This window comes from Acinetobacter sp. YH12040 (genome assembly GCF_013420005.1).
Taxonomy (GTDB): Bacteria; Pseudomonadota; Gammaproteobacteria; order Pseudomonadales; family Moraxellaceae; genus Acinetobacter; species Acinetobacter amyesii.
The window spans coordinates 1-26,350 of sequence record NZ_VOZB01000012.1; the positions used below are offsets into that span (position 1 = coordinate 1).

General features: G+C 41.2%; 28 protein-coding genes. 13 read left to right on the top strand and 15 right to left on the bottom strand.

Going from position 1 to position 26,350, the window contains the following annotated elements; genetic code table 11:
* Window positions 1-204: 204 nt before the first annotated feature.
* On the bottom strand, window positions 205-1,578 hold the full coding sequence (locus FTT99_RS13025; protein WP_180130855.1) for a dihydrolipoyl dehydrogenase: 1,374 nt from the start codon (window positions 1,576-1,578) through the stop codon (window positions 205-207).
* A gap of 141 nt (window positions 1,579-1,719) precedes the next feature.
* Between FTT99_RS13025 and FTT99_RS13030 the strand changes: the two genes are divergently transcribed.
* The gene (locus FTT99_RS13030; protein ID WP_180130858.1) at window positions 1,720-3,720 is read left to right on the top strand and encodes an Ig-like domain-containing protein; all 2,001 of its coding nucleotides are present in this window, start codon (window positions 1,720-1,722) and stop codon (window positions 3,718-3,720) included.
* Between the two features lie 151 nt (window positions 3,721-3,871).
* Here the strand turns inward: FTT99_RS13030 and FTT99_RS13035 are convergent, their stop codons facing one another.
* Window positions 3,872-4,291, bottom strand: coding sequence for a beta-lactamase hydrolase domain-containing protein (locus tag FTT99_RS13035; RefSeq protein WP_180130861.1), 420 nt, complete (start codon window positions 4,289-4,291; stop codon window positions 3,872-3,874).
* A complete protein-coding gene (locus FTT99_RS13040) occupies window positions 4,284-4,619 on the bottom strand; it encodes a TIGR01244 family sulfur transferase (protein WP_111885430.1) in 336 nt (111 codons plus the stop codon). The genes FTT99_RS13035 and FTT99_RS13040 overlap by 8 nt, the downstream gene beginning before the upstream one ends.
* A gap of 124 nt (window positions 4,620-4,743) precedes the next feature.
* On the opposite strand from FTT99_RS13040, the gene FTT99_RS13045 reads away from it, so the two are divergent.
* From FTT99_RS13045 to FTT99_RS13055, 3 genes are read left to right on the top strand one after another with little or no spacing between them, the layout of a single operon-like run.
* On the top strand, window positions 4,744-5,640 hold the full coding sequence (locus FTT99_RS13045; protein ID WP_078191320.1) for an alpha/beta hydrolase: 897 nt from the start codon (window positions 4,744-4,746) through the stop codon (window positions 5,638-5,640).
* On the top strand, window positions 5,641-6,072 hold the full coding sequence (gene trxC / locus FTT99_RS13050; RefSeq protein WP_078191319.1) for a thioredoxin TrxC: 432 nt from the start codon (window positions 5,641-5,643) through the stop codon (window positions 6,070-6,072).
* Between the two features lie 21 nt (window positions 6,073-6,093).
* Window positions 6,094-6,513: an acyl-CoA thioesterase gene (locus FTT99_RS13055; protein ID WP_078191328.1), complete on the top strand. Its 420-nt coding sequence runs from the start codon at window positions 6,094-6,096 to the stop codon at window positions 6,511-6,513.
* 66 nt (window positions 6,514-6,579) lie between these two features.
* On the opposite strand, the gene FTT99_RS13060 is transcribed toward FTT99_RS13055, so the two are convergent.
* The 3 genes from FTT99_RS13060 to FTT99_RS13070 all read right to left on the bottom strand — a co-directional run bounded on the left by FTT99_RS13060 (window position 6,580) and on the right by FTT99_RS13070 (window position 8,232).
* Window positions 6,580-7,080, bottom strand: coding sequence for an ester cyclase (locus FTT99_RS13060; RefSeq protein WP_180130864.1), 501 nt, complete (start codon window positions 7,078-7,080; stop codon window positions 6,580-6,582).
* A 132-nt stretch (window positions 7,081-7,212) separates the two neighbouring features.
* Window positions 7,213-7,716 carry a DUF4442 domain-containing protein gene (locus tag FTT99_RS13065; protein WP_180130866.1) on the bottom strand — a complete coding sequence of 168 codons (504 nt, stop codon included), beginning with the start codon at window positions 7,714-7,716 and terminating at the stop codon, window positions 7,213-7,215.
* Between the two features lie 27 nt (window positions 7,717-7,743).
* Complete coding sequence (locus tag FTT99_RS13070) at window positions 7,744-8,232, bottom strand: YajQ family cyclic di-GMP-binding protein (RefSeq protein WP_078194203.1); 489 nt, start codon at window positions 8,230-8,232, stop codon at window positions 7,744-7,746.
* Window positions 8,233-8,324: 92 nt separating this feature from the next.
* Between FTT99_RS13070 and FTT99_RS13075 the strand changes: the two genes are divergently transcribed.
* Window positions 8,325-8,639: a rhodanese-like domain-containing protein gene (locus FTT99_RS13075; protein ID WP_078194202.1), complete on the top strand. Its 315-nt coding sequence runs from the start codon at window positions 8,325-8,327 to the stop codon at window positions 8,637-8,639.
* 44 nt (window positions 8,640-8,683) lie between these two features.
* On the opposite strand, the gene mnmC is transcribed toward FTT99_RS13075, so the two are convergent.
* Genes mnmC through FTT99_RS13095 form a run of 4 tightly spaced genes read right to left on the bottom strand, consistent with a single transcriptional unit; the run spans window position 8,684 to window position 12,131 of the window.
* Window positions 8,684-10,630 (bottom strand): FAD-dependent 5-carboxymethylaminomethyl-2-thiouridine(34) oxidoreductase MnmC, encoded by a 1,947-nt coding sequence (mnmC, locus tag FTT99_RS13080; protein ID WP_180130869.1) that lies wholly within the window; start codon window positions 10,628-10,630, stop codon window positions 8,684-8,686.
* A gap of 37 nt (window positions 10,631-10,667) precedes the next feature.
* A complete protein-coding gene (locus FTT99_RS13085; RefSeq protein WP_078191313.1) occupies window positions 10,668-11,183 on the bottom strand; it encodes a hypothetical protein in 516 nt (171 codons plus the stop codon).
* A gap of 5 nt (window positions 11,184-11,188) precedes the next feature.
* Window positions 11,189-11,491, bottom strand: coding sequence for a YciI family protein (locus FTT99_RS13090; protein WP_078191312.1), 303 nt, complete (start codon window positions 11,489-11,491; stop codon window positions 11,189-11,191).
* Window positions 11,492-11,519: 28 nt separating this feature from the next.
* Window positions 11,520-12,131: an inner membrane-spanning protein YciB gene (locus tag FTT99_RS13095; RefSeq protein WP_078191311.1), complete on the bottom strand. Its 612-nt coding sequence runs from the start codon at window positions 12,129-12,131 to the stop codon at window positions 11,520-11,522.
* A 44-nt stretch (window positions 12,132-12,175) separates the two neighbouring features.
* Between FTT99_RS13095 and FTT99_RS13100 the strand changes: the two genes are divergently transcribed.
* Complete coding sequence (locus tag FTT99_RS13100) at window positions 12,176-13,027, top strand: PHP domain-containing protein (RefSeq protein ID WP_180130872.1); 852 nt, start codon at window positions 12,176-12,178, stop codon at window positions 13,025-13,027.
* A gap of 455 nt (window positions 13,028-13,482) precedes the next feature.
* On the opposite strand, the gene FTT99_RS13105 is transcribed toward FTT99_RS13100, so the two are convergent.
* Window positions 13,483-14,394, bottom strand: coding sequence for a bestrophin family protein (locus FTT99_RS13105; protein WP_078191309.1), 912 nt, complete (start codon window positions 14,392-14,394; stop codon window positions 13,483-13,485).
* Window positions 14,395-14,469: 75 nt separating this feature from the next.
* Window positions 14,470-15,171 (bottom strand): DNA repair protein RadC, encoded by a 702-nt coding sequence (radC, locus tag FTT99_RS13110; RefSeq protein WP_180161582.1) that lies wholly within the window; start codon window positions 15,169-15,171, stop codon window positions 14,470-14,472.
* 112 nt (window positions 15,172-15,283) lie between these two features.
* Here radC and coaBC point away from each other — a divergent pair, with 112 nt between their 5' ends.
* The gene (gene coaBC, locus FTT99_RS13115; protein WP_180108107.1) at window positions 15,284-16,555 is read left to right on the top strand and encodes a bifunctional phosphopantothenoylcysteine decarboxylase/phosphopantothenate--cysteine ligase CoaBC; all 1,272 of its coding nucleotides are present in this window, start codon (window positions 15,284-15,286) and stop codon (window positions 16,553-16,555) included.
* 389 nt (window positions 16,556-16,944) lie between these two features.
* Window positions 16,945-17,466, top strand: a complete 522-nt coding sequence (locus FTT99_RS13120) for an Asp-tRNA(Asn)/Glu-tRNA(Gln) amidotransferase subunit GatC (protein ID WP_078191306.1) — start codon at window positions 16,945-16,947, stop codon at window positions 17,464-17,466.
* 119 nt (window positions 17,467-17,585) lie between these two features.
* Here the strand turns inward: FTT99_RS13120 and dusA are convergent, their stop codons facing one another.
* Window positions 17,586-18,617 carry a tRNA dihydrouridine(20/20a) synthase DusA gene (gene dusA / locus FTT99_RS13125; RefSeq protein ID WP_180161584.1) on the bottom strand — a complete coding sequence of 344 codons (1,032 nt, stop codon included), beginning with the start codon at window positions 18,615-18,617 and terminating at the stop codon, window positions 17,586-17,588.
* Between the two features lie 284 nt (window positions 18,618-18,901).
* Here dusA and FTT99_RS13130 point away from each other — a divergent pair, with 284 nt between their 5' ends.
* The 3 genes from FTT99_RS13130 (at window position 18,902) to FTT99_RS13140 (ending at window position 21,657) form a co-directional block, all read left to right on the top strand.
* The gene (locus tag FTT99_RS13130; protein WP_180130884.1) at window positions 18,902-20,317 is read left to right on the top strand and encodes a methylenetetrahydrofolate reductase C-terminal domain-containing protein; all 1,416 of its coding nucleotides are present in this window, start codon (window positions 18,902-18,904) and stop codon (window positions 20,315-20,317) included.
* A 187-nt stretch (window positions 20,318-20,504) separates the two neighbouring features.
* A complete protein-coding gene (locus FTT99_RS13135) occupies window positions 20,505-20,915 on the top strand; it encodes a hypothetical protein (RefSeq protein WP_180130939.1) in 411 nt (136 codons plus the stop codon).
* A gap of 97 nt (window positions 20,916-21,012) precedes the next feature.
* Window positions 21,013-21,657 (top strand): HEPN domain-containing protein, encoded by a 645-nt coding sequence (locus tag FTT99_RS13140; RefSeq protein WP_180024572.1) that lies wholly within the window; start codon window positions 21,013-21,015, stop codon window positions 21,655-21,657.
* Between the two features lie 55 nt (window positions 21,658-21,712).
* Here FTT99_RS13140 and FTT99_RS13145 read toward each other — a convergent pair whose 3' ends face one another.
* Entirely contained in the window at window positions 21,713-22,909 is a 1,197-nt protein-coding gene (locus tag FTT99_RS13145) for an MFS transporter (protein WP_180130887.1), read from the bottom strand.
* A gap of 123 nt (window positions 22,910-23,032) precedes the next feature.
* Entirely contained in the window at window positions 23,033-23,950 is a 918-nt protein-coding gene (locus FTT99_RS13150) for a DMT family transporter (protein ID WP_078194194.1), read from the bottom strand.
* Window positions 23,951-24,889: 939 nt separating this feature from the next.
* Between FTT99_RS13150 and FTT99_RS13155 the strand changes: the two genes are divergently transcribed.
* Both FTT99_RS13155 and FTT99_RS13160 read left to right on the top strand, forming a co-directional pair.
* Complete coding sequence (locus FTT99_RS13155; RefSeq protein ID WP_180130889.1) at window positions 24,890-26,017, top strand: Re/Si-specific NAD(P)(+) transhydrogenase subunit alpha; 1,128 nt, start codon at window positions 24,890-24,892, stop codon at window positions 26,015-26,017.
* An 11-nt stretch (window positions 26,018-26,028) separates the two neighbouring features.
* A complete protein-coding gene (locus tag FTT99_RS13160) occupies window positions 26,029-26,349 on the top strand; it encodes a proton-translocating transhydrogenase family protein (protein ID WP_078191287.1) in 321 nt (106 codons plus the stop codon).
* Window position 26,350: the final 1 nt, after the last annotated feature.

Below are 26,350 nucleotides of genomic sequence, written 5' to 3' on the forward strand. Positions count from 1 at the left end.
GTGAAACCTCTTAGCGCTGATGGTAGTGTGGGGTTACCCATGTGAGAGTAAGTCATCGCCAGCTCATTATTCGAAAACACCCCCTGACTAGTGCAGGGGGTGTTTTTTTATGTGCGGAGAAAAGGGGAAAGGAAAAAGATAGAGGGGGACACGGAAATTAAGCGTTGGATATCCAACGCTATAAGTTTACATAGAACGATAAAATTATCTTAACTGACGTCGTGCATGCTTTAATGCTGTTCTTAACCCTTCTTCTAAAGTTGGATGATAGAAAGGTTTATCCAAAATTTCATGTATGCTTAGTTCTTCTGAAATCATCCAAGCTAGTAAATGTGCTAAATGTTCAGCTTCTGCACAGAATAGCTCAGCTCCTAATAGTGTATGGTTAATTGTATCCACATATACTTCGGCAGCCCCTTTATTTTTAGCAGCAACAATCGCACGACCTTGTTTTTCGTAAGAAACGAAACCAATGACGAATTCTGTGTTTTTATCTTGTAGTTGCTTATAGCTTTGACCAATAGTTGCCATTTGTGGTGTAGAAAATAAGATGCCTAAAGGGGTTAGCGTCTTGATGGATTTAATTTGTGGAAAGTTTAAACAGTTTTGTACTGTAAATTTACCTTCATGAGCTGCTTCGTGTTGGATAGGGGTATTGGTATGTGCATCACCGACTATAAAAATTGGATAATCAGCTAGTTGCTTTGTATGAGGGTCGATCGGTAATTTTTTTAAATCTTTAAATTCGGCACTTATACGTTGTAAACCTAATGTATTTAATAATGTATGTCTGCCAGTTGCAGCTAAGACATAGTCAACTTGTAGCGTTTTTTGTACGTTTTCTTCAGTGTAGGTTAGATGAACTAGATCGCCTTCAACAGAGTAATGTTCAGGTAAAATTTCAAACTTTAGCTTTAACTCTTTACTTAATTCTTCCTGTGCGAGCTTTTGCAATATAGGGCTACTCAGTGAGCCAATTTTTCGACTACGTGCAAAAACGGTTGTGTTTACATTGAGGCGTGTTAAAGCTTGCGCTAATTCCAAAGCGATGACGCCACTTCCAATAACTGCGACAGATTTTGGGAGTTGTTCTAATTCAAATATCTGATCGGATGTAATTAATTTATCGCCTAATATTTGTTTTTGTTCAGTATCTATAGCAGGAGTTGTACCTACTGCAAGGATAAATGACTTGGCTTGATATGTTTGGTTATTTACTTGAATTGTATTTGAATCAATAAATTCAGCTTTTCCTGAAATTTTATGTTGGCTTGGCCAGCTTTTAACATCTTTTAACGTGGCTCTTGTAAAACGATCACGTAAGGTTTGAACATGTTGCATGACGCTAGAGGTATCAATTTCACTTTTGACATCTAGCCCTAAATTATCAGCATGTCCTATTTCGTACATACGGTTGGCAGTAGAGATAAGTATTTTACTGGGCATACAACCGACACGTGCACAGGTGGTGTCCCAAGGACCATCATTAATGATAAGAATATTTTGTGTTTTTTTAATTGCTTCTTTATAGGCTGAAATGCCTGCTGTTCCTGCACCGATAATGATGATGTCGTACATAAAATTCTCCTTCATTCTTCAAATTTAACATATCAAACATTTGTCTTCCTTTTGTTTACATAAAGCTATAACTATGGTTACATAGCTACCAATAAATATTTATAACAACTCTATATATATTGAGGGTTTTAGGGGAATTCCATGCAAAAAAAACAAGTGACTATGAAACTGTCAGCTGTAGCTTTAGCCGTATTGTTGGCTAGTTGTGGTGGTGGTGGTAGTGATGGTTATTTTAATCAAGGGGAAAGTAATAACGGGAATGGTTCTGGTACCGATAATGGGATTGAAACGCCTGTAGTTGCAAAATTAAATATTACAAATGTTGAACTTGCTGATAGTAATAATCTGAAAACTACGATCTTGACGATTTTAGGTGCAAGTGCGAGCGTAAAAGTAACTGATCAAAATGGACAGCCAGTAAGTGGTGCACTCGTTACGTTTACTGGTGAAAATATTACATTTGAAACTTCAAATGCAACAGTTCTTTCAAATGCTGAAGGTGTTGCTAAAATTGGCATTAAGCCGACCGATGAAACAAAAACAGGTATTTTTAAAATATCTGCAAATGCAGAGCTTAATGGTAATACGGCGAATACAAGCGATTCATTTGTTTCTGTTGAAGCACTGAAAACAAAATTTGATAATTTAACTTTTGATCAATCAAGTATTGATGCTGGTGGAACGGTTAAAATTAGTTTAACAACTGTTGATGCTACTTCAAATGCTGTACAAAATAATGTACAAGTCAATTTCAAAGCTGATTGCGGTACGTTTACGAATAGTTCAGTAAATTCAAATCAAGGTTTGGTTGAAACAACATATACTGCAATTTCATCAGGTGGTCAGCTTTGCTCAAGCACCCAAGCAATTACAATTACTGCGAATAATGGTGCAACCACCACTACTAAAAATATTACAATAAATCCTATTAAAGCCAATTCACTGGTTTATAGTTCAGGTGAAGTAAAACTTGGTGCTGCAAATAGCGGCTCAAGTGCATCTGGTAAATTAGAATTTACAGTTTATTCAAATAATTTACCTGCTAAAAACCAAGATGTCTTGGTTGAGCTCATTTATGCACCAACTGATTTGAGTTTTATTGCATTACATAATAAAACACAGAAAGTTATTAAATCTAATGATGACGGTAAAATTGTAGTTGATATCTTCCCTGGTAGTTTACCTGGCCCTGTAGAATTAAAAGCAACATTAGTCAGTGATACAAGTGTCAGCGCATTAACTAAAGATGTTTCAGTGGCAACAGGCCGTGTTACACAAAATGGTTTAAGTCTATCTGTATCAAAAAATGCATTACAATGGGATGTTGATGGGGATAAAGCGACAATCGTTGCACGTTTACGTGACCGAGTAGGTAATAAAGTTCCTGATGGTACAGTTGTAAGTTTCGTTACTGAAGGCGGTAGCATCACGCCTAACTGTTCAACAGCAGATGGTGAATGTAGTGTTGTATTGCAGACTCAAAATCCACGACCTGCAGATAACCGTGTAACGGTATTGGCATATGTTGAAGGAGATAAGTCTTATATCGATAAAGACTCAGATAACCTATACACTGCAGGTGTGGATGAGTTAACAAGTAATATTGGTGACTTCTTCCGTGATGATAATGAAAACACGATTTTTGAAGCGGCTTTAGGTGAGTTTTTATATAAACGTGGAGCTGTAGGGAATACATGCGCGGCTAGTACATTTATTCAACCAAATATATCGGGTACATGTAACACTGAATTGTCAGCAGTCATTCGCCAACAACTGGTATTTTCATTTAGTAATGATGTTCCAACCATTACAAACCCAGCTGTATCAGAGACTAAGTCAAACTTCACTTTTAAATTATTTGGTAATAGTGCGCAATCTGTTCCAATGCCAACGGGTACAACTGTTGCATTGAAAGCTGAAGATAATACCAAAGACAATGAAAAGTCTTGTTCAGCAGAGCTTTGGAGTGGTAATGCCGCTGTACCTTCAGTATTCAACTTGCTTACGCCATCTACATTCTCTTCAAGTTCACAAGTGTTTTACTCTTACCGCTTAAAAGAATGTGACTCAGGCGATAGTTTAGTGCTTTCTGTGACAGCTCCGACAGGACAAATCACAAAACAAGAATATACGATTCGTTAATAAATAAAAAACAGCGCTTCGGCGCTGTTTTTTTTGGAAGGACTGTTCAATTCAAAGTGTAGTCCCGACACTTACACCAACGGTTGGACGTACATTCATAGAATTACACCCTGTTAGCAACAACGTTGTAAATAAAACGGTAAACACGAATTTAGTCATTGAGCAAACCTTGAGCCTTAGCTTGATTGAAAAGAGCTGTCGAACGAGAGCCGCTGCGACAAATCATCAAAATGGGTTTAGGAAGCTCATTATAGTATTTGGCAAATTCCTTCACGTCTGTTTGAGAAATTTTACTGCTTTGCACAGGTTGATACACAACACTCACATGAGACTTTTCCGCAATGCCTCGTAACTGTAAAACAGTCACTTCATTGCCCGCCTCACTATCTGGTCGATTCACAATTACAGATTTAAATTTAAGTTGTTTGAGTAAACTTGAAAACTTATCTGTGGTCATTTGTCCAGAGACACTTAAATTTGCATTTAAGGGCCTGTTATTATCAGCAAATGTGGGTGCCGAAAAGATGCATGTTGCGATCAATAAAGCTTTTTGAATGAAAGCCTTAGTCATCCAAAAGATCCATCTGTTTTGCTAGTTGATATAGATTATTTGAACGGTTACCTGTACGGCAGAACATGAGCACTGGCTTTGGCAATTCATTAAAATGATTAGCAAAGTTACGGACATCTAGCTCAGAAATTTGACCCGCAACAACCGGTTGATGAACATAATCTAAACCAGCGGTACGAGCTGCTTCTTCAATTTGAGCACTGGTTGGTTGCTCAGGACCACCTTCCATGTCAGGGCGGTTATTGATAATCGATTTAAAGCCTTTTTCAACCACTTGCGCTACATGTTCTGGGCCGATTTGACCTGCAAAACCAACATTTTCGCTCATTGAGTCACTCCATAATTTAATTCATAGATTTATGCTTTATGATAGCATTAAGCACAAACTTGAGCAGAATGTTCTTAAATTTTTATAAGCGATTACAACCATAAAATAACGCAATGGAGCGCGTATGCACGCCTATACAGTCGAACCACTGTATGTCAAAAGCGGACAAGATGTTATAGCTGCTGACTTTTATCGTCCAAAATCTGTTGAAAAACCTGCAGTCATTCTCATGGCGCATGGTTTGGCTGCATTACGCCAATTTAAATTAGTGCAATATGCCAAGCGCTTTGTACAAGCGGGCTATGCTGTTGTGTTGTTTGATTATCGCTATTGGGGTGGCAGTACAGGGCGTCCGAGAGAGTTGGTGAATCTTAAAGCTCAACTTGAAGATTGGCGGACCATGATTGATCATTTACAGCAGCGTAAATCGATTGATTCGAGACGCATTGTATTATGGGGAACATCGCTGAGTGGTGGCTATGTACTCAGTTTGGCGGCAGAGCTTAAAAATATTAAAGCGGTGATGGTACAAGTTCCATTTGTTGATGGCGCTGAAAGTGCAAAATTGTATCCCTTACAGCAATTACCCAAAGCGTTAAAATTATCGAGTCAGGACTATATGGGCTCTAAAGTCGGGATGAGCCCAACGACTTTACCCGTAGTTGATCCGCATCGATTGTGTTTTTTACAGTCTGAAGACAGTTATGCGGGCTATTTATCGATTGTAAATCCTGATTTTTATTGGAGTGGCGAAATTCCGGCTCGGGCCTTTTTTAAGTTAATCCGTTATCGCCCAATATTGGATGTACGTAAAATTAGCATACCAGTACTTTTTATTGCAGCCAAAGAAGATAGTTTGATTCCCATCGAATCAAGCCGAGAAACTGCGACCAATATTGCACCGTATGTGCAGTATTATGAGTGGGAAATGCAACATTTTGATATTTATCATGGGCAATGGTTTGAAAAAGCCATGGCAACCCAATTAGAATTTTTACATCAACATGTTGGAGTCAGCTAAATGATCGTTGTGTGTCCTGAATGTGGTGCAAAAAACCGTGTACCTGAAGAAAAACTCGAAGTTGGACCTGCATGTGGTCAATGTCACCAAGCATTGATTCCATTGGCGCCCATCGAGTTGAATGAAAAGAACTTTGCCAACTTTATTAGCAATAGTGATTTACCTGTTCTGATCGATTTATGGGCTGAATGGTGTGGACCATGTAAGATGATGGCGCCACACTTTGCACAAGTTGCAAAATCAAATCCGAAGGTGGTTTTTGCCAAAATTGATACCGAAGCAAACCCTCGATTGAGCGGTGCATTTAATGTTCGTAGTATTCCTACACTGGTTTTGATGAATAAAACCAACGAAATTGCTAGAATAAGTGGTGCAATGCGTGCTGGTGAGTTACAACAATGGCTCAACCAGCAGTTAAATCTACCTCAATAAATGTCAGCGCCAGGAGCTAAAGTGTCAGAAACTCATGTAAAACCTGAAGGAACGCTTTCCCTACAAACCATCGCGATGCCTGCAGACACCAACTGGAGTGGTGATGTTTTCGGTGGTTGGATCGTGTCACAAATGGACTTGGCCGGTGCAATTCACGCAGAGCGTTTCAGTCAAGGACGCTGTGCAACGATTTCAATTAACCAAATGACCTTCCTCGTTCCAGTGAAAGTCGGGGATGTCATCAGTGTATATACCAAAATTTTAAAAGTGGGTAATACCTCTATCCAAATGCAGATTGAAGTTTGGGATAGTCACGACAGTTCACGTGATCCAATTCGCGTAACCGAAGGTGTATTTACATTTGTCGCTGTCGATGTGAAAGGTGCTAAGCGTCAAATTCCTGCGGATGCAAAAGCTAAATTTGCTGCAGATCAAGCTTAATTAAAGTTAGACGCAATAAAAAAGCCGCTCAATCGAGTGGCTTTTTTATGAATAGTGACGGAGAAATTAGAACATCGAGTTTGAGTTGGCACTGGTTTCAGGAATGCTTTGTTGCACATCCCAATGTTCGACGATCTTGCCATTTTCAACACGGAAGATATCAATAATGGCTTCTCCACGGTCTTGCTTATTTTGCGTAGAATGCACATGTAAATAGACCAAATCACCTTCGGCAGCGGCACGTTTGATCTGGTTTTTTGCTTCAGGATTTTGTTTAAAATACTGGGTGAAATAATCGACAAAAGGCGCCTTGCCATCAGGTACATGCGGATTATGTTGAATATATTGATTGCCAATATATCGGTCAGCATATGTCTTAACTTGATGTTTAAGAAAGACACCTTCATAAAAATCAATCACGATTTTCTTATTTTCCGCTGCTTGGCTGGTTTGAATATTGCTATCAGCCGCTTGATTTGGAGTCGTTGGCGTTGCAGGAATTGTGCTTTGGCAAGCAGTTAAAAACACCGCCATGCTGATGAATGAAAGGGGAATGATTTTTTTCATAAAGTGCTCAATATATTTGTGTCGTGCAAGCATATTGAGCGGAATTAGGGCGTATAAATAGTAAAAAACAGTCTTGATTTTGCTGAAATTTGGTAAAACTTATACTTACCTAAAAGTAAGTTTTATTTACATTTATTTATTTTTCAGAGCGGATTTTGCCACCCAAGCCCAAAGCATTTCGCATTGAATAGGTGCTTCACCAGATTCATCGGTGACTAAGACCTGTACTAAGGTTTCACCTTTTTCTGTGCTTTGCATTTGTCGTTGCTGTTCGGGTGTAAGCGTTGCGATGGCTTTCATCCCACCTTGGGTTGGACGTTTAAAATCAACTTTGAAGCTTTTAATCAGGACAATGGCACTGTCTGGGACGTTCATTGCTGTGACAAAGCCTGTGGCTGTTTCTGCGATCAGCGCCATGGCACAGGCATGTACTTGCCCGATATGGTTTTGCATCGCCTTATGATTGGCGATGCTCACCTCAACACGCTCAGGGCTAACATGTTGATAACGAATTTTAGCGGTACCGACCATAGGCACGACGCGACCAAATGCTTGACTGAGCAAACGACTCTGAAGAACTTTCGGTAATTTAGATGATGCGTTTACGATTTTATGTAGGCGGTTTGGTCGTGTCATGTCGTCCTCTATGGCAAATGTAATGCCTTAGTCTTTAAAGTTATTAAATTGAAGCGGCACACCAAACTGTTGCTCTTTTAAGAACGCCATCACTTGTTGCAAAGTGTCACGTTTCTTGTCAGTCACACGAATTTTGTCGCCTTGAATAGAAGATTGCACTTTAATGCCGCTTTCTTTAATGGCTTTATTGATTTTTTTTGCAGTATCAGAGTCAAGACCGTCTTTTAGTTTGATCACTTGAATGACGTTTTTACCAGAAGCGGTCATTTTTTGTGGATCGAGTGCTTGAATGTCAACTTTACGTTTGAAGAAATGATTTTCGAGCATGGTATACACTTGCTCACATTGGAAATCGCTTTCTGTTGAGATTTTGATTTCCTTATTTTTCTCATTTAACTCAATTGAAACGTCTTGACCACGGAAGTCAAAACGCGTCGCTATTTCTTTTTGCGTGTTTTGAACTGCATGATTTACTTCAAAAACTTCTAATTCGGAAACAATATCAAAAGAAGGCATAGATTAGACCTTTACAAAGGGAAAGAATATCTGAGATGCTAGGGATGTTTTCTTCATTTGCCAAGTGTTGTTTACATCAAAAGGAGTGTGCAATGATCCGTAAACAAGAAATTACAACATTTGAGTTCCCAGAAGACTCGATTATCTGGGATGTTCGCGATGCAAGTGCGTATGCTGAAGCACATGTGAAAGGTGCGGTTAACCGACCGATCAACGCATTGTCATCAGATGCACTGACTCAGGTGTCAACGGATCAACCCATTTACATTTTATGTGGTGGTGGAAGTAAAGCTCCACGTGCAGCAGAGTTACTAGAGGGTTTTGACAGCTCACGTGAATATGTAATATTAATGGGCGGCACGCGTGCTGCTCGTGATGCCGGTCTTCCTTTGGAACAAGGGAAATGAGATCGAATCAAAAAAAGCGCCGAAAGGCGCTTTTTTATTGCAGGTTATTTTTCTTTAGGGCGAGTTGACGGCATCTGACCCTGAAAATAAGGCTTCTTAGTTTTTTGTTTGGCTTTGGCGCGTCGTATAAAACGTGCTGCATGAATTTTATCGAGTAGCTGTGTTGGAATAGGGCAGGCTTCTTTTAAGACCAACGCGGCAATGATTTCACTACAGAGCGGGGCATACAGGAAACCTTTAGAACCGAGTCCACTACAGCTATAAATGTGCTGATCTTCATGGACTGCACCAATTACCGGGAAAAAGTCTTTTGTCTGTGCGCGAATTGCGGCACGTCCTTGCCATTGCTCAATCGGTGCTAGGGTTTTGGCAAAGTCGGGGAACACATTGTGGATAAGTTCATAGTTATGCACATGATCTTCTGTGAGAACGGCGGTGTCATCACGGCCGGGATAAAATGACGCGCCCATAATCACCTGTTCGGCATCCAGTTGCATACAGTAGCCCCCATAACTATAGGCGGTACGCACATCCATTTGTTGAGCGGGGTTGTTCAACCAACTGACTTGTCCACGAATGGCACGCAGCTCTGGATAATCTGTTTGTAGCTGCATGCTCTCACGTGCAGCACAGAGAATGACATGCTCGGCAGATGGAAGCTGCTGATCCTGTGTAAATAGCGCAACGCCATTGTGTTGCTGCTCAATGCGTTGAATATCTGCTTGTAACAATTCAATGTGTGGATGTGCCAAGATTTGGTCACGAAGCTGATGTGGACTGACTGCGCCTGCTTGTTTGAGGAGCAAGGTTGGATATGTTGAGGCTAATTGATTTAGCGTGCCTTCTTCAGCCGCTAATACCTGTGAAGGATAAGCTTGAGCTAAATCAAGGTGCTCTGCTTTATTTTTTAAAATAGATTGGTGAATCTGTAAGGGACGAAATGCCTTGAAGTTTTGATAATGCTTGAGCGCATATAACCAACTCAGGGTCATCAGATGCTCAGCACTTTGTTCAATTGGACAGAGTTTAGGGTTGAGTAGGGCAAGAGGATTACCCGATCCACCGCTGAGTGGTGCTGATTTCTCGTAAATACGCACTTGATGCCCGCGTTGAGCAAATGCCCAAGCACAGCTTAAACCTGCGATGCCAGCGCCAATAATTGCGATTTGACGAGGGTTATGACCTACAGTGATTTCAGAATTTTTTTTTTCGTCTAATGTGGGAAGGTTAGCAACTTCGGATTGATCATCTGATCTTTCAGGTGCGAGCCAAAAGGCTTTGAGCATTTCACGTTTATGTGCAAAGCCACGTGGTCGTGTAATAGTAATGCCATGCTCACGTAAGCCGCGTTTCAGTACACCTGCCACACTAAATGAGGAGAAGGTCGTCCCAATGTCCGATAGACGTACGATATTTTTGAGTACGTTTTCTTCCCACATGTCCGGATTACAGGCGGGTGCAAAACCGTCCAAGAACCATGCATTGACCGTAGCAGTTTTTGCCATGACGGGAAAAACGTCGTGTGCATCGCCTAACCAAAGATCAATTGAAAAACGTTCTTCTGGAAAATTGAGTCGATGACATCCCGCAATGGGTTCAGGATATTGCGCAATCAGTTGCTGTGCCAAAGACTGTAATTCAGGCCATGCATTTAATGCACGAATGAGGTCTGCTTTAGATAAAGGGAATTTTTCTACAGAAATGGCATGCAGATGACTGTGATTATCTGGACGAACCTGTTGCCATAATTGCCACAGGGCCAAAATATTTAAGCCTGTACCAAAACCTGTTTCGCCGACACTGAAATATTCAAAATCAGTCAGTGCCGCAAGGCGAGTGTCGAGGTCATTCCCTTTTAAAAACACATGACGTGTTTCGAGTAGGCCGTTATCCTTCGAAAAATACACATCACCAAACTGTTTAGACACTGGAATATCAATGCCATCGATCATTTGCCAATCGAGATCGGCAGTCTGAATTGCACCTGACAAAACTCAAGCAACCTTTAAATTGAAGTAGAAAAACGAATTACCATTGACGACGACGTTTGGTATAGACGTAACTGGCCAATAAGAAACCTAAAATCACGCCAACACCAAGTGTGGTCCCGCCATATAAAAACATCTGCGCACTACGTTCACTTTGTAGCACTTGTACTTGTACGCCCAAGCTATCATTTTTAAGTTGTAATTCTTGGTTTTGCGCCAAGGCTTCAAGGTTAGCTTTTTCTAACTGTTGTAAGCGTACAGATTGGTCTTTGACCATCGCTTTGACTTTGGCATCTTGCAGCGCTTTATTTTTTGCCAATTGCTCAATGGTCAATGGATTTGCATCTTGAGGTTGACCATTGGGATTGACGGTTGCCGCCACTTTAATGATGCCCGGTTTATTGGCAGGAATGGTATGCGGCACAGGATTGGGAGGAGGTGTTGCAGTCGTTGCTTGAGCAGCAGGGGCTACAGCAGGTGCAGGAGCCGGTTCTTCAGCCCATGCAGTTGAACAAATTAAAGATAAGCCCAGTAAACTAGAAACAACGACGCGCATGAACCTTATCCTTTAGGAAATGCTTTGTTAAATGGTTTGACATCAATTTGGCCATAAACCCCTTCTTTGAGGAAAGGTTCATCTGCCAACCATTGGTCTAGGGCTTCACGACTATCAAAATCGACAATGATCGTACTGCCATAAAAACCAGCTTGCGGGTTTGCCGGATCTTTAGGCATCGCACCTGCAACAATCAGACGACCTTCATCATCAAGTTTTTGTAGACGTTCAAGATGTTGAGGGCGAACTGCAAGGCGCTTTTCTACTGTACCTTCATTATCTGTACAGCTTACGACGAATAATGGCATGACTTTTCCTGATTTTTGACCGAATGGATTATTCTGAGGTCTTAAAGTATTTACGTAATACAATAAACTGAATAATGATAAAGGAAAACATCACGATCATGTCACCAAAAGCAGTGAATTCACCCCAATATTTTCCGTCTGCAAACAAATAAGCGAAAAAGGTGTGTAAACATGACATCACCACGAACATTGCAGCCCATGCATAGTTCAATCGTTTCCAACCGACAGCGGTTAAATTTAAGACTGGACCAAATAAACGTTCGATGAGTGGTTTCTTATCTTTACTAAACAGTGGAGAAAGTAAAAACGCCCCAGCAAACACTAAGTTCAGTAAAACGGCTTTTAACCGAATATAAAAATCATCGCTTAGCATCAGGGTAATACCACCAAAAATCACGGTCATGAACAACACAATCCATTGCTGTTTATCTAGACGGAATTTTTGCATCACAAACAATGCACCATAAACCACAAGCATGGAAATGATGAGACCTGATGTTGCCACAAGAATGTTATTGTTATCGACACCCCCAGCAGAACCAATTAATTGTAATAATGGGTGCTGCGTATCTTTTGGATCTACAGTTTTATATAAATAAAAGAAAATAATGAGTGGCACAAAGTCTAAAAGTGCTTTCATGTTAGAGTATCTAAATCTGATCAAATAAATGACATAGTATAGAGATGCAAGGCGTAGATTTACATACACACAGTAATATTTCTGATGGTACTTTGTCACCAGAGGCTTTGGTGCAGGCCGCAAGTGCTATTGGAATTCATACGCTGGCTTTGACTGATCACGATACGATGGACGGATTGTTGGCAGCAGAGCAAGTCGCTCATGAATTAAAGCTACAATTAATCTCTGGCGTGGAGATTTCCAGCCAGTGGTCGAGACCTGCGACCAAAAAAAGTTATGGTGTGCATATCGTCGCTTTAAATATGCAAAATCCAGCGCCCATACAAGCCTTATTGATGGATCAAAAGCGTATTCGAGCGGAACGTGCTCGGCAGATTTGTGACTTACTGATACCGTTAATTGGTCAAGATATTTATAGCGATGTGGTTGCCAAAGTCGACCATATTCCAGATCGGGTAACACGTACCCATATTGCCAAAACTTTGGTGGAAAAGGGTGTGGTTGCGCGTCCACAACAAGCTTTTGATAAATATATTAAAGAAGGCAAAAAAGCTTTTGTAAAATTTGAAGGTCCAAGTCTTGTTGAGACCATTGAGGTGATTCATGCCAGTGGTGGCTTTGCAGTGTTGGCGCATCCAACGCGTTATGATTTATCTGCGACCAATATTCGTTATTTGATTGAAATCTTTGCTGAAGCGGGCGGTGATGCAGTGGAATTACCACCGGCAATTGAGCCATTATCGACTCGTCAAATGGTGGATCGTATGATTGCTGCCTTTAACTTAAAAGTTTCTGTTGGGAGTGATTTTCATGGTGACAATATGCCATGGATTAAACTCGGCAACATCCCTCGAGTGAAAGAAGGGCAAGTTGGAATCTGGGAGAGCTTTGCTTAAAGTCGTTCTCTAAGATTTTCCTTACTTAGAGATGTTATGCACATAAAAGTAATTTTGAATTTTTAAAAATCATTTTGAGTCGATTCGACGGAGTCTTGCATCTAGAGATTGAATATAGGGATTAGCCTTCGGCTGGAGGTACGCTTACGACACATTGTTTCTCGTTCGATAAAGTGAGAAGCGTGCTTCGTAAGGAAACCATCTTGCAGAGCAGTGCTCCTCACCGCAAAACTCGATCATTACCGTTAAATTATTCACAGTATTGCAAAAACATTTTTGATTAGAAGTCGTCCTGACTCAAACACTTGCGGATGACCTTGCCGCGTATCGTTCTTTTATTTAAATCAAATTACGCTTCTGATCTTGCTGCGTAACATCAATTGCTTACATATCTTCGATGTACAAAAAAGTGTACGACAAAGCTATGTAAGCGAGGGTTTAGACTCATTGATCAATTACAGTAAATTATGATCTTTGGCTTGAATCGGTGGTGGGGTGGGTTTTCCTAAAGTTCCAAGAAGTTCAATTTCAATAGTACGCACCATCGAGTCCAATGGAAGGTCATTACTTTGTGTACCAAAGGGCTCTTCAATCTCTGAACTCAGCGCATCTAAGCCTAAAAAGGTATAGGCCAAAATCCCCACTAAAAGGGGAGTCGCTAGACCTAAAGTAGAACCCAAGCTAAAGGGTAAGACAAAACAGAAAAAATAAACGGTTCGATTCAGCAAGACCGAATAAGCAAACGGTAATGGCGTGGTGGCAATCCGGTCACAGCCTGTTTGTACGGTACTGAGTTCCATCACATGCTGATTCATCTGGGTATAAATAATATCTGAAATTTCACCATCTTTAAGCGCCTGCATTAGCTCCCATTGAATCAAACTCAACGTGTACTGCGGTGCATTGGCTTGTTGGTATAACTGAGTGATGGCATTCGCGCTCATGCCGCTGGTTTCAACTAGTTCAGTGGGGTTGGCGGTTTGATGGCGGAGTCGGTCACGCAAAACATTGGCAAACACAATCACATGTTGGATCACACGTTCACGACGACCTTGACTGAGTAAACGGCAGTCACGGTCAAAATGTCGCGCGTTGGCAATCAAAATGCCCCATAAACGCCGAGCTTCCCACCAACGGTCATAGCAAGCTGAATTTTTAAAGCCTAAAAAAATCGACAGCACGACACCAATTAGGGTAAAGCCGACCAAAGGAAATTCGGTAAAATGGAAGATATCGACATAGGATAAGCCGCCCACAATGGCAGACAGCAACATAACGATCCCGAGCGGTGGTAAAACCTTAGGTAAAATCGTTCCTCGCCAAGAAAATAGCAGTTTAAAAATACTCGGTTGGTCACGGACGATCATGTTCGAATGATAATTTCTAGTTTTAAAAAATTATGATGATCTTCGGGTTTGCTCAAGCACTTGTCAATAACTGTTTCATGCAGATAAGTGTGCTTGGAGCAAGCCATGTTCAGCAAAGGAAAAACTCCCTTCTGTGGAGATAATGCAATGATCGATCAGTCGAATTTCTACCAGCTGACAAGCCTGCTGAATGAGTCGAGTCAATTCCAGATCGGCAGCAGAGGGTTCTGCACGACCGAAAGGATGATTATGTGCAATGACGATACTGCTGGCGTGTTCAGAAATGGCATAACGCAGCAGTTGATTGATGGAAATTTCACAGGTATTGAGGCTGCCATAAAAAAGTTTTTTAAAGTTTATTTTTCTTAAATGCGCATCTAGACAAAGCACGCCAAAGACTTCTTGACGTTCCGATAAAAATTCAAAGCGAAGAAAATTTTGTAATTGTTCAGAGTGTTGCAAGTGCAAGGCTTCATTTTGAAAATGCTGACTCACATAGCGTTTTCCGAGTTCTTTTACCGCCATGAGCTGAGCATATTTACTGTTTCCAATGCCATGAAACTGGCGCAAATCCTCAAATGACGCATTCATTAGCGCTTGCAACTGACCAAAATGTTGGATCAGGAGTCGTGCGAGTTCGACAGCAGAGTGCTGCTGGGAACCAGAGCGTAGGAAAATAGCCAGTAGCTCAGCATCGGATAAACTTTGTGCGCCTTGTTGAATCAGGCGCTCACGTGGGCGCTCTTGTTCAGGCCAATTTTTAATTGAATTATTCATTATTCTTAGACTTTTTTATTATCAGTCAATCGGCTTTTTCACAGCAGATTGTTGGGTCAGTGCATATTTAATGCTATTGTGAGCGCCACTGCAACAGATAGGTAGCCTGTTCGTGAGCTTTGATTTAAGTGTAATGCCCACAAAAAATATTCTTTTAGGTGTCACTGGTGGTATCGCAGCCTATAAAAGTGCCATTCTTGTCCGTCGATTAAAAGATGCCGGATTTGATGTGCGCGTGGTGATGACTCAAGGTGCGCAAGCCTTTGTGACCCCGCTAACGTTTCAGGCGCTTTCAGGTAACCCTGTGCATACCGAATTACTCAATCCCGAAGCAGAAGCGGGCATGGGACATATTGAATTGGCACGTTGGGCTGATTTGGTATTGGTTGCTCCTGCAAGTTGCGACATGCTGGCAAAATTTGCGGCGGGTTTAGCAGATGATCTTCTTTCGACACTTTATCTTGCGACAAAAGCGCCGGTCTGGGTTGCCCCAGCAATGAATCAGCAAATGTGGGCAGCCAAAGCGACACAGCGTAATTTAAATACACTGGTTGAAGATGGCGTACATGTGATAATGCCCGATGCCGGTTCTCAAGCATGTGGAGATGTGGGCTTAGGACGCATGCCTGAGCCAGAAGATTTGGCAGATCAAGTGGCGGCCTATTTTCATCAAGCACAGCGAGCCATTGCTGAAAAATTTGGCATGCTTGCCGGCAAACATGTGGCGATTACAGCTGGTCCTACACGTGAGTCGATAGATCCTGTACGTTATATTTCCAACCATAGCACAGGTAAAATGGGGTTCGCACTGGCAGCGGCTTGTTATGCGGCTGGGGCTAAAGTAACGCTGATCGCAGGACCCGTAAGTTTAGATACACCAAATGGTGTACGACGGATTAATGTGCAGTCTGCAATTAAAATGTTAGAGACCAGTCTGCAAATGTTAGATGAAGGCTGTGATATTTTTATCGCAACAGCAGCTGTTGCCGATTATCGCGTGGCAGAAGTTGCAGAGCATAAAATCAAAAAAGCTGGTGATGAACTCAATGTAGCATTAATTAAAAACCCAGATATCGTTGCAACAATTGCGCAGCAGTCAAAACGTCCATTTATGGTTGGATTTGCTGCCGAGACACGCAATGTCGAGGAGTATGCCGCAGGCAAACTTGTGGCGAAAAAACTCGATATGATCGCTTGCAATGATGTCTCACGTAAAGATATTGGTTTTGCTTCTGATGAAAACGCCATGACCGTGTTCTTCGCAGATCAATATCAAATGGAAAAGCGTGATTTAGAGAAAGCGTCAAAACAAGAAATTGCACAGCAATTGGTGGAAGCCATACATGATGCGCTAAATCATGAGCCTGAAACGGACGATGAATAATTTCAGTTGATTCCTCAAAATCCCCGCAATGTTCGGGGATTTTTTATGGCGCTTTTATGATGTTTTGTTTAAGGCTCTATATTGGATAAATTACGATGGGTTCAGTTTCATGTTGAAAATTTGAAGGCTAGGAAACCACTACCAAAATGGTCATTTTCAACAAAAATATGTCAGCAAAAGACCAAGGCTGTCAGTGTTTTAAAACATCAAAAATGCAATTTAAGTGATTGATATCAAAATTAAATATAAAATTGAGAAATCTTGATAATTTGGCTTGTACTGTGTGTTTTATTAGCTATTATGAAGCAAACAATGAGGAATGTTTGGATCGGAATTTGTGATCGGTCTGACTTTTTCATCAAGAATAAATGCATCATGGGGGATGCAATATGTTTCGATGGCTCACCATTTTTTTACTGTTAAGTTTGGCTGGTTGTAGTTATTTTGTCTCGACAGATGAATTATCTCGGCAGATTGAGCAGCAGATGCAGCACGAGTTTGATCAGAATCCAGATTATCGGCAGTACCATTTACGGATTCAAAATATAAAAGTATTAGAACGTAAGGGATTAAGTTTTAAGGCTCAGGCGACGTTGCAATACGATGGTCAGCCTTATACTGTTTTGGTCGATATTTACAAAGATTTGCAAGGTTATGCATGGAAAATAGATGAAGAACAATTTGCCTTCATTGACGAAGCTGAAATCGCAAAATATCAGGCGCAGTTAGATCAAGAGTTGAATCATTTGGTTGAGGAATTGGAACAGCCAACCGAGGAGGTTGAGCCTGTTACATCGGCGCCTGAGAGCTATGTGGGTTTGCGTGAGGAAGAAGATCCATCCGATTATCAATGGACTGGCTATGATGATGAACCTTTTCCCAAAGGGAACATTACGGTCAATAGTCATTGAGCAATGATGTGACTGTTTAGATGATTTAGCTGAGTTGTGACGATGTTGCTAAACACGTAATTTGTGAAGCTTGACAAATAAAAAAGCCCGCAAAGTAGTGGGCTTTTACTTTTAGAAGATTAATCTTCTAAAACGACTTTAGGATGATCACGTAAATAGTCTTCTGTACGTTGCATTGCATCTTTAATATTTTGGATGGCATTTTCCACATCGGCAAAGGTTTTGGCATTGCCACCACTTAAAGCCTGACGCCATTTTCGAGCACCCGGTAGGTTTTGGAATAAACCTAAAATATGACGGGTAATGATAGAAAGTGGCGCACCTTCTTCCATGCGTTTCGCAATATATGGCAGCATCTGATCGATAATATCGAAACGGTTAGGTAATTCGAGATCCCAAAGCTGACCGATCTCAGCCAATAAGTAGGGGTTGTGATAAGCCTCACGACCAATCATCACGCCATCAACATGTTGTAAATGTTGCTGTGTTTCAGCAAAGGTTTTCACCCCGCCATTAATTTCGATCAATAAATTTGGACGTTCTTGTTTCAGACGATAAACATCTTCATAACGTAAAGGTGGCACATCACGGTTTTCTTTTGGCGACAAACCTTGCAGCAGGGCAATACGAGCATGCACGATAAAATTGTTACAGCCAGTCTTTGCAACCGTATCAACAAAATGCAGCATTTCTTCATAAGACTGCATGTCATCAATCCCGATGCGGTGTTTCACGGTCACTGGAATATCAACAGCATTTCGCATTTCAGTAATACATTCTGCAACCAAATCAGGCTCTGCCATCAAGCATGCGCCAATATTATTGTTCTGAACGCGGTCACTCGGACAGCCGACATTGAGGTTTACTTCATCATAGCCCCAGTCCTGTGCCATCTTGGTACAGGTCGCTAAATCTTTAGGATTTGAACCGCCTAGCTGTAACACAATCGGGTGTTCTTCGTTGTTATAGTCCAAATGACGATTCGCACCGCCAAATAAAATCGCACCTGTGGTGACCATCTCGGTGTAGAGAATCACATTAGGGTTAAATAAGCGTGCAAAGAAACGATAGTCACGAGTCGTCCAATCCATCATCGGCGCAACACTGATTCGTGGTTGAAGTTTATTTTCAATGGGTTGGAGATCAGTCATTAAAAAAACACGCCTTAAAAGAACAAGATGGAAGAACGAAATGGAAAATGGTGAAGAAATACCAAAAGCTGTCTGAAATACGATGAAAAAAACCGCATTTCAAGACGCGCGCAATATTAGCATAAATTGTGGTTTGGGGCATGGTCTTGCTAGCGTGACATATTCAAGGTCAGGCTAGAAAAAGTCGGAAGTGTGGCTTAAGTAATTTAAATTTTTATGTGATTAATCTATAATTTTATAAACTTTATTGTATGGTTTCTCAGCAGATTTAACTGCCTGCCTTTATGTCTTTATTTTCCCAATATCTATTGCAACGCCAGTTTTGTATCTCGTTTGAATATCTAACGACGCAAAAAACGCATCTGGTCCCAACGACATTTGCAGGCTTTCCTGTGTGCATGACATTGGCTGACCGAGTACAAAGTGACACGGATATTGCTCCTTTAGAAGCAATGCAAGACTACCCTCAAAGCATTGAAAAAATTCTGCATTATTCGGGGAAAGGTCGAGATATCTCAGATTTTCAAACTTTTCTGAAAGATGCTCAGCAGCACGGGGTAGAGAATTTACTTTTGCTCAGTGGTGATAAACTCAAGCAGCATCAGGATGGGGCAAATGATCCGACTCTACGGAGCCGTTATTTAGAGTCGGTCAATCAAGTCATGGCAGCCAAAGACTATGGCGGGTTTTATTTAGGGGTAGCATTTAATCCTTTTAAATATGCAGAAGCAGAAAAGGATGCGCAGTTTTTTAAACTGGATAAAAAAATTCAAGCTGGCGCAGACTATGTGATTACACAGTTGGGCTTTGACATGGATGTGTTGAGCAGTTACCAACACTATATGCAGCAATACTATCCACATGTACCTGTATTGGCTTGTGTCATGCCGCTGACCTTTACCCGTGCCCGCTTTATGGCCAAGCAAAAAGTCGCAGGCATCGTGCTTTCAGCAGATGTATTAAATTTTTTGCAACAAGAACAGCAAACTGACGCCATACAAGCTGAACAAAATGTCTATGCCCGCTGCGCTTTACAAATATTAATGTGTCAGCATTTGGGCTATGCAGGGGTTCATTTATCGGCCTGTCATAAAGCGGAAGAACAAGAGAAGTTGCAAAAAGCAATTTTGCAATTTGCCACATTAACGTTTGAACAGTGTTTAGCAAAATGGAAAATGCTTTGGCGCTCTAGTGTTGAGGTGAACTTCCAACCAACGGGCGCAAATAATCATAAGGCTCCAGTTGAACAAGTTTTGAAATATAAAAGTATGCATATCATGCATGAGTTATTTTTTAGTTCAAAACTGGCCAAAGGGGCGGGATCTAATATTTTTTCGGCCAAATTATGGCAAAAACCGAAAGCCGATGCGGCCTTGCTGAAAACAGAATTTATCAGTAAACATGGCATCGTGGGCTGTGAAAGTTGCGGACAATGTCGTTTAGGTGAAACCTTATATATTTGTCCTGAAACCTGCCCAAAAGGATTAGCCAATGGACCCTGTGGTGGCTCAAGCCTTGACCGCTGTGAGTTTGAAGACCGTGAGTGTATACACTCGGTCAAAGCGCGGTTGGCGAAAGCCGTCGGTCAAGAAAAAATGCTGAAGCAAGAGCTCATCCCTACCGTTGCAATTGAAACTCGCCACAGTAGCTCTTGGAAAAACTGGTTTGTTCCACCGAATTCGTCACCAACAGAACAATAATTAACTTAAAGCATTATTCAGTCTAAAACCTTCATAAAGGTGATTCTTTCAAGCGCTAATCATTCTAAAAATCAGACGAATAGTCGTATAAAAAAATGAAAAAGATGAAAGAAACAATTAAGATCAACAGCAGATGAAAATCAAAAATTAAAAATAGAAATGTGAAGAATTTGGGGAATACCACATGATGAAAAAAACCTGCTTAGGAATAGCGTTGGTTTTCACATTGTCAGGCACAACAGGCTGTTCAGTTGTCATGGCAAGCAAGCAGCCAAACAAGAAAAATATTGAAATGATTCAACAAGGGCTATCTCGTAACTTGGTGATTGCTGAATTTGGCGCACCGATCACCTCTGAATATAAAAATGGCAAACGCTATGAAATTTATACTTTTACCCAAGGTTATTCGACTGCCGGTAAAGTCGGACGTGCGTTTTGGCATGGTGCTGCAGATGTGGCGACCGTGGGGTTATGGGAACTTTTAGGAACACCTGCCGAATCCGTTTTTAATGGAAAGAAAATGTCTTATGAATTGATTTTTGATGAAAATGATCTGTTAGAACGTTATACCTATCTCACACAAGATGAAACCAAATAGTTGAATACAGAGATATTTTGATTGCATGCTGGTAAACAATTGCGCTAAGTTCAAATGGTAGAAAAATAAACGAATTATCCATTGGAATTTAGCAGGCATGATGCTACTTGAAGAAATATTCAAAAGTAAAAAGTCGGAACATACCGACCAATTTAATTTACGCATTCATCGAGGTTTAAGTTGGCTGAAAAAGTCGATTGATCTTCAAGATGATCTCGATTTGCAATTTATCAGTTTGTGGGTGTCCTTCAACGCAATATATGCGCAAGACTTACAGATTGCGCAGGACAAGCAAAGCTTAAGACAGTTTTTATATGTGATTTGCCAAAAGGATGCAGAGCATAAAATCTATAATATTTTATGGGAGCGTTTTAGCCAGCCGATACGGTTATTTTTAGATAATCCCTATGTTTATCAAGGTTTTTGGGATTATCAAAATCAAAAAATTAGCCATGACGCATGCAAAGAGGGCTTGGCGCATGAAAAACAAAAAGTACTGCACGCGCTTAAAGAAAAAGATTCCGTTGATATTTTAATGGTGCTGTTCAATCGCATGTATACGCTACGCAATCAAATGGTTCATGGCGGCGCGACCTATAAAAGTTCAGTCAATCGGAAACAGCTTCAAGACGGCTGCACAATACTGTCGGCACTTTTACCGGTATTTATAGTGGTTCTTTTGGAAAATGCAGAAACCTTGGATTTAGGCAAACCCTTTTATCCCGTAGTGCAGGTTAGTTAATTTTAAAAAAACTAAAGCCACAGTAATGTGGCTTTATTGCGGTGATGAATACTTCTCATTGTGGATATTTTAGTTGCCGCGCAGTATAGAGTTGATCGATCAATACAAAAAATCCAGCAGCAATGACTAAAGCAATCCCTGTCATGCAGGTGGTGGTCCAGCCGCCATGATGCCATGCAAATACGCCCAAAGCTGAACCACATGCACCACCGACAAAATAAAAAGTCATGTAAATTGAATTGATTCGAGAGCGTGCAATCGGGTTGAGTTGGAAAATAATATTTTGATTACAGCTATGCACCATTGCCAAACCTAGATTGATTAAACCATAGCCCAAAATATAAAAAGTAAGAGATGATCCACCCAAGTACAGCAGTCCCCAACTGAGGGCTAAGATGCTGCAACCGAGCCAAGTTAATTTTCGATTAAAGCCCAAATCTGCCCAACGCCCAATCCACTGTGTCGATAGCGCACCAAACACACCAACTAAAGTCACAACACCAACCCAAACATCGGCTAATTGAAAAGGTGGCTCAGTCAGTAACATGGCAATGGTGGAAAACAGCATACTCATCGCGGCAAAGACACAGCCCCCAATCAGAGATCGGAAAATTAACCGTGGCTCATGTTTGAGTAATGCGCCCATGGATTGGAAAACTTGGCTGTAAGGCATCCGTGTGATGCTGACCACGGGCAGACGTTTTTTGAGTAAGAGTGCTAATACCAACATCAAGAGCGCACTGAGGATGTAAATCGATTTCCAATGAAGCAGATAGGACAATAAGCCAGAGAGACTGGTCGATAACAGAATACCGACCAATAACCCACTCATTAAAAAGCCAACAACTGCCCCAATTTTTTCAGGTCGTATTGCAACCGTGACCAAAGGGATGAGGACCTGAGCAGCCACTGAAAATAGCCCGGTGATAATGGTTCCTGCCCAAAGCATGTATAGATTGGTTGAAAAAGCACAGAGGGCTAAACCCACAGTCGCTCCAAGCATGAGCAGAGGAATAAATTTGGCTTTATTCACAATATCGCCAATCGGCACAATAAACAGTAGACCCAAAGCATAAGAAATTTGCGCAAAGGTGACGGTTAACGCCACTTCTGATTGTGGAATCTGAAAGCTCTGTTGGATAGAAGCGACTAAAGGTTGGCAATAATAATTGGCACCCGCACATAAACCACATGCAGCAGCCATAAGCCACAACAGGGTTTTATCATGGCTAATGTCGATCGAGGCTTTCATAAATTGTCCAGATATTGGGCGGAAGCGTATACAAAGAATTTGCTGCCACGCAGTTGTGGTCACTATAAGGAAAATCAAACAGGTCTTAAAGTGTTTCTCTGTGAATAGTATACAAGTAGGGGTTTAGGATTTCTTACTGAGACTGATCATCAAGACACCCAGCATATTCAGACCGCAACCGACCCATTGCCATAGGTTTAAATGTTCATTCAACAACGCGACAGCCAGTAAAATCGTTAAAATGGGCCCGATAGAGGCAATCATAGCCGATTGTGCAGCCCCAAGTCGGACGATACTTTGCATCATCAAAATGGTTGGAAGCACAGTAACCAATAGTCCGAGCGCTAAACCATACAGCCAGACTTGACTCGGGAGTTGTTGGAGCAAGGCGATAGGCTGTGGTGTTGCAAATAGAAAATGAATAATCGTCCCAACGCAGGCAATGCTCAGGGCTAGACCGGTAAAGTGTAAAGAACCAAACTTTTGCATGAGGCCTGGCGTGAGTAATAAGTAAATTGCAAATAGCACGGCACTGGCAAAAACCAAACTACATCCGAGCCAAAAGTACTGATCATGTGGTGTGGCATTTTGTTCTTGTAGCATCACTAAAACTGTCCCGCCATAACTTAAAATCAGGGCAAGAATTGTTTTAAAACTTAGTGGCTTTTTGAATAAAACAGCGGAAGCCAGCACGGTTAATGTGGGATATAGGAAAAGTATAATTCGTTCAAGCGAAGCACTGATATACATCAAGCCACGGAAGTCGAGCCAGCTCGAAAAGTAATAGCCGATTAATCCTGAAATGAGCAAGAGCACCCAATCTTTTCGTTGAATCGTTTGATAAGAACGTCGACTCAGCCATGTAATGACCAAGAAAAACGGCAATGCACTCATCATGCGTAAGGCCATGAGGACAGTGGCATCGACAAGAGGAGAAAGTGCATAGGCTTGCTTAATAAAAATTGCTTTGGTACTAAACAAGAAGGCAGCAATCAGCGCAAAAATTGCACCGATGAAGTGCGGACTAAGGTTTCTTGACATAAGTTAAGGTGTGCCTCATGACGACTGAACGAATTCGACAGCATTGTTCCGACAAGTTTGAACTGTCATTTTGATTATAAAAAATGCATCGTGTGAGTAAAAATGCAAAAAAAGAATAGGACTTATTCCTTTATGCATAAGGGATTGCTAGATCAAACATGAAAAACAGTGGAAGAAATGACCAATTTGGTTTTGAATTTTTTAATCTCAACATGACTCGGCAGGTCAAATATATCAGGCTGAAACATTTAAGGTGAAAATTGCACATAAATGGTGCAATAGTGTTTTTTTGGGATAGAAAGTCAGTAGCGATATCATGATGCTAAATATTCAAAAAATTATTTTTTTAGCTAAGAAAGGCAATTCTAAGTTAAGGCGAAGCATCAGGTGGGGAGAGCAAGATCTCAATAAACCCGAAATGTGCGCAAAAATCCATCGGATATTCAAGCTGACCGATTTGACGAGACTGTGGCAGAAAAAAGTCAGTTTTCAATGCAGGTCAGCACGTCAAAACTGTCAAATGAGTCAACGAGCTGATGCAGTCTGCATGAAAGAGTGGCTTTACCTGACTTAAGTCGATTTTTCACGACACGTTCAGGTCATTCTGTGTTGAATGAAAATGTCACAATGATCAACGCAGTGAAACAATCTGCACTAAAACTAGCGAAATTATTTATGTTTTTGGTCTTAAGTAATATTAAAAAGTTATAAATAGGATAAAAATGAGTAATAAATCGACAAATAAAACTGAATAAATGAAATATCGTACTATTCTTTTCATGAATCATGAGTTCAAAATATGGGTATTTATTAAATAAATATTGGGTAGTATTTTAAAAAAGTTCAATTAGAATCCAAAAATTGTACAAAAACACATCCTGAGGGGAGACATCGCGGATTGCGATGTTTACTTAAGAAAAATTAGCTTGAGGAACGCTCATGCAGATCGGAATTCCAGCCGAAACTGTTGTCGGTGAAAATCGCGTCGCTGCGACGCCTGAAACAGTAAAGAAGTTGATCAGCGCTGGTCATAGCGTCGTTGTTGAACGTGGAGCAGGGGTAAACGCTGCTTACATCGATAGTGCCTATGAACAAGTTGGTGCCAAAATTACGGATGATGCCTATACCGGTAGTCAAATGATTTTGAAAGTTCGTGCGCCTAAAGGTGACGAAATTCAAAAACTCACAGCGGGTACCACCGTTGTGGGGATGTTTGACCCTTACCGCAACACCGAACTTGACCAATTTGCGTCACAAAACGTGTCTGCATTTGCATTGGAACTTTTGCCACGGACCTTATCTCGTGCGCAAAACATGGACGTACTTTCATCTCAAGCCAACCTTTCAGGTTATAAATCTGTGCTTTTGGCTGCGGCAGAATATCAACGTATGTTCCCAATGTTGATGACAGCAGCAGGTACAGTGAAACCTGCACGTGTTGTGATCATGGGCGTAGGTGTTGCAGGCTTACAAGCTATTGCAACAGCAAAACGTTTAGGTGCCGTAGTTGAAGCAACTGACTTACGTCCTACAGCACGTGACCAAGTTGAATCTTTGGGTGGTAAATGGTTAGACGTACCAATGTCACCAGAAGAGCAACAAAAAGCAGCTGATGCTGCGAAAAATGGTTATGGCTGGATGCCGGGTGAAGACTACATTCGCGACCAAGCGATTATTGTTGATAAAGCCGTATCGAATGCTGACATCGTGATTACGACTGCATTATTGCCGGGTCGTGATGCACCACGTTTAATCAAAGCAGAAACCGTTGCCAAAATGAAACCGGGCTCAATCATTTTAGATATGGCGGTTGAAACTGGCGGTAACGTTGAAGGTTCTGTTTGCGGCGAAAATGTTGTGACTGCCAATGGCGTGAAAATTCTCGGTATTCCAAATATTCCTTCAACAGTTTCGACTGAAGCGTCGGCACTGTATGCACGTAACGTTTTGAATTTCATTGAAACCCTGTTTGATAGCGAAAAGAACTTCGCAATTAACCCTGAAGAAGAAATTCAAAAAGCACTACTTGTCACTCATGGCGGCCAAGTGCTGCTGAAACGTGGTTAAGGAGAATCATCATGGTTGAAACGATTACTATTTTTGTCTTGGCAATCTTTGTTGGTTACTACGTGGTTTGGGGGGTAACACCTGCACTACATACACCATTAATGGCTGTAACCAATGCTTTGTCATCGATCATTATCGTTGGTGCGATGATTCAAACCGTTGGTATCCCAGGTATTGTGGATGCAAGCGTACAGTTCCAAAGCATTAACGTGGTGAGTATTTTAGGTGCGATTGCCGTTTTCCTTGCAAGTATCAACATTTTTGGTGGCTTTGCGGTGACTGCACGTATGCTTGAAATGTTCAAACCTAAGCAAAAGAAAAAAGAGGGTTAAT

Bases quoted from the DNA above. Each gene is read 5' to 3' on its own strand.
- FTT99_RS13150 (WP_078194194.1), bottom strand. From the start codon at position 23,950: ATGTCAAGAAACCTTAGTCCGCACTTCATCGGTGCAATTTTTGCGCTG.
- dusA (WP_180161584.1), bottom strand. From the start codon at position 18,617: ATGACTGATCTCCAACCCATTGAAAATAAACTTCAACCACGAATCAGT.
- FTT99_RS13135 (WP_180130939.1), top strand. From the start codon at position 20,505: ATGAAAAAAACCTGCTTAGGAATAGCGTTGGTTTTCACATTGTCAGGC.
- FTT99_RS13035 (WP_180130861.1), bottom strand. From the start codon at position 4,291: ATGACTAAGGCTTTCATTCAAAAAGCTTTATTGATCGCAACATGCATC.
- FTT99_RS13140 (WP_180024572.1), top strand. From the start codon at position 21,013: ATGATGCTACTTGAAGAAATATTCAAAAGTAAAAAGTCGGAACATACC.
- FTT99_RS13095 (WP_078191311.1), bottom strand. From the start codon at position 12,131: ATGAAAGCACTTTTAGACTTTGTGCCACTCATTATTTTCTTTTATTTA.
- FTT99_RS13070 (WP_078194203.1), bottom strand. From the start codon at position 8,232: ATGCCTTCTTTTGATATTGTTTCCGAATTAGAAGTTTTTGAAGTAAAT.
- FTT99_RS13045 (WP_078191320.1), top strand. From the start codon at position 4,744: ATGCACGCCTATACAGTCGAACCACTGTATGTCAAAAGCGGACAAGAT.
- trxC (WP_078191319.1), top strand. From the start codon at position 5,641: ATGATCGTTGTGTGTCCTGAATGTGGTGCAAAAAACCGTGTACCTGAA.
- FTT99_RS13025 (WP_180130855.1), bottom strand. From the start codon at position 1,578: ATGTACGACATCATCATTATCGGTGCAGGAACAGCAGGCATTTCAGCC.
- FTT99_RS13145 (WP_180130887.1), bottom strand. From the start codon at position 22,909: ATGAAAGCCTCGATCGACATTAGCCATGATAAAACCCTGTTGTGGCTT.
- radC (WP_180161582.1), bottom strand. From the start codon at position 15,171: ATGAATAATTCAATTAAAAATTGGCCTGAACAAGAGCGCCCACGTGAG.
- FTT99_RS13085 (WP_078191313.1), bottom strand. From the start codon at position 11,183: ATGCGCGTCGTTGTTTCTAGTTTACTGGGCTTATCTTTAATTTGTTCA.
- FTT99_RS13100 (WP_180130872.1), top strand. From the start codon at position 12,176: ATGCAAGGCGTAGATTTACATACACACAGTAATATTTCTGATGGTACT.
- FTT99_RS13040 (WP_111885430.1), bottom strand. From the start codon at position 4,619: ATGAGCGAAAATGTTGGTTTTGCAGGTCAAATCGGCCCAGAACATGTA.
- FTT99_RS13030 (WP_180130858.1), top strand. From the start codon at position 1,720: ATGCAAAAAAAACAAGTGACTATGAAACTGTCAGCTGTAGCTTTAGCC.
- FTT99_RS13090 (WP_078191312.1), bottom strand. From the start codon at position 11,491: ATGCCATTATTCGTCGTAAGCTGTACAGATAATGAAGGTACAGTAGAA.
- FTT99_RS13065 (WP_180130866.1), bottom strand. From the start codon at position 7,716: ATGACACGACCAAACCGCCTACATAAAATCGTAAACGCATCATCTAAA.
- FTT99_RS13060 (WP_180130864.1), bottom strand. From the start codon at position 7,080: ATGAAAAAAATCATTCCCCTTTCATTCATCAGCATGGCGGTGTTTTTA.
- FTT99_RS13075 (WP_078194202.1), top strand. From the start codon at position 8,325: ATGATCCGTAAACAAGAAATTACAACATTTGAGTTCCCAGAAGACTCG.
- FTT99_RS13105 (WP_078191309.1), bottom strand. From the start codon at position 14,394: ATGATCGTCCGTGACCAACCGAGTATTTTTAAACTGCTATTTTCTTGG.
- FTT99_RS13130 (WP_180130884.1), top strand. From the start codon at position 18,902: ATGTCTTTATTTTCCCAATATCTATTGCAACGCCAGTTTTGTATCTCG.
- FTT99_RS13120 (WP_078191306.1), top strand. From the start codon at position 16,945: ATGTTTCGATGGCTCACCATTTTTTTACTGTTAAGTTTGGCTGGTTGT.
- FTT99_RS13155 (WP_180130889.1), top strand. From the start codon at position 24,890: ATGCAGATCGGAATTCCAGCCGAAACTGTTGTCGGTGAAAATCGCGTC.
- FTT99_RS13160 (WP_078191287.1), top strand. From the start codon at position 26,029: ATGGTTGAAACGATTACTATTTTTGTCTTGGCAATCTTTGTTGGTTAC.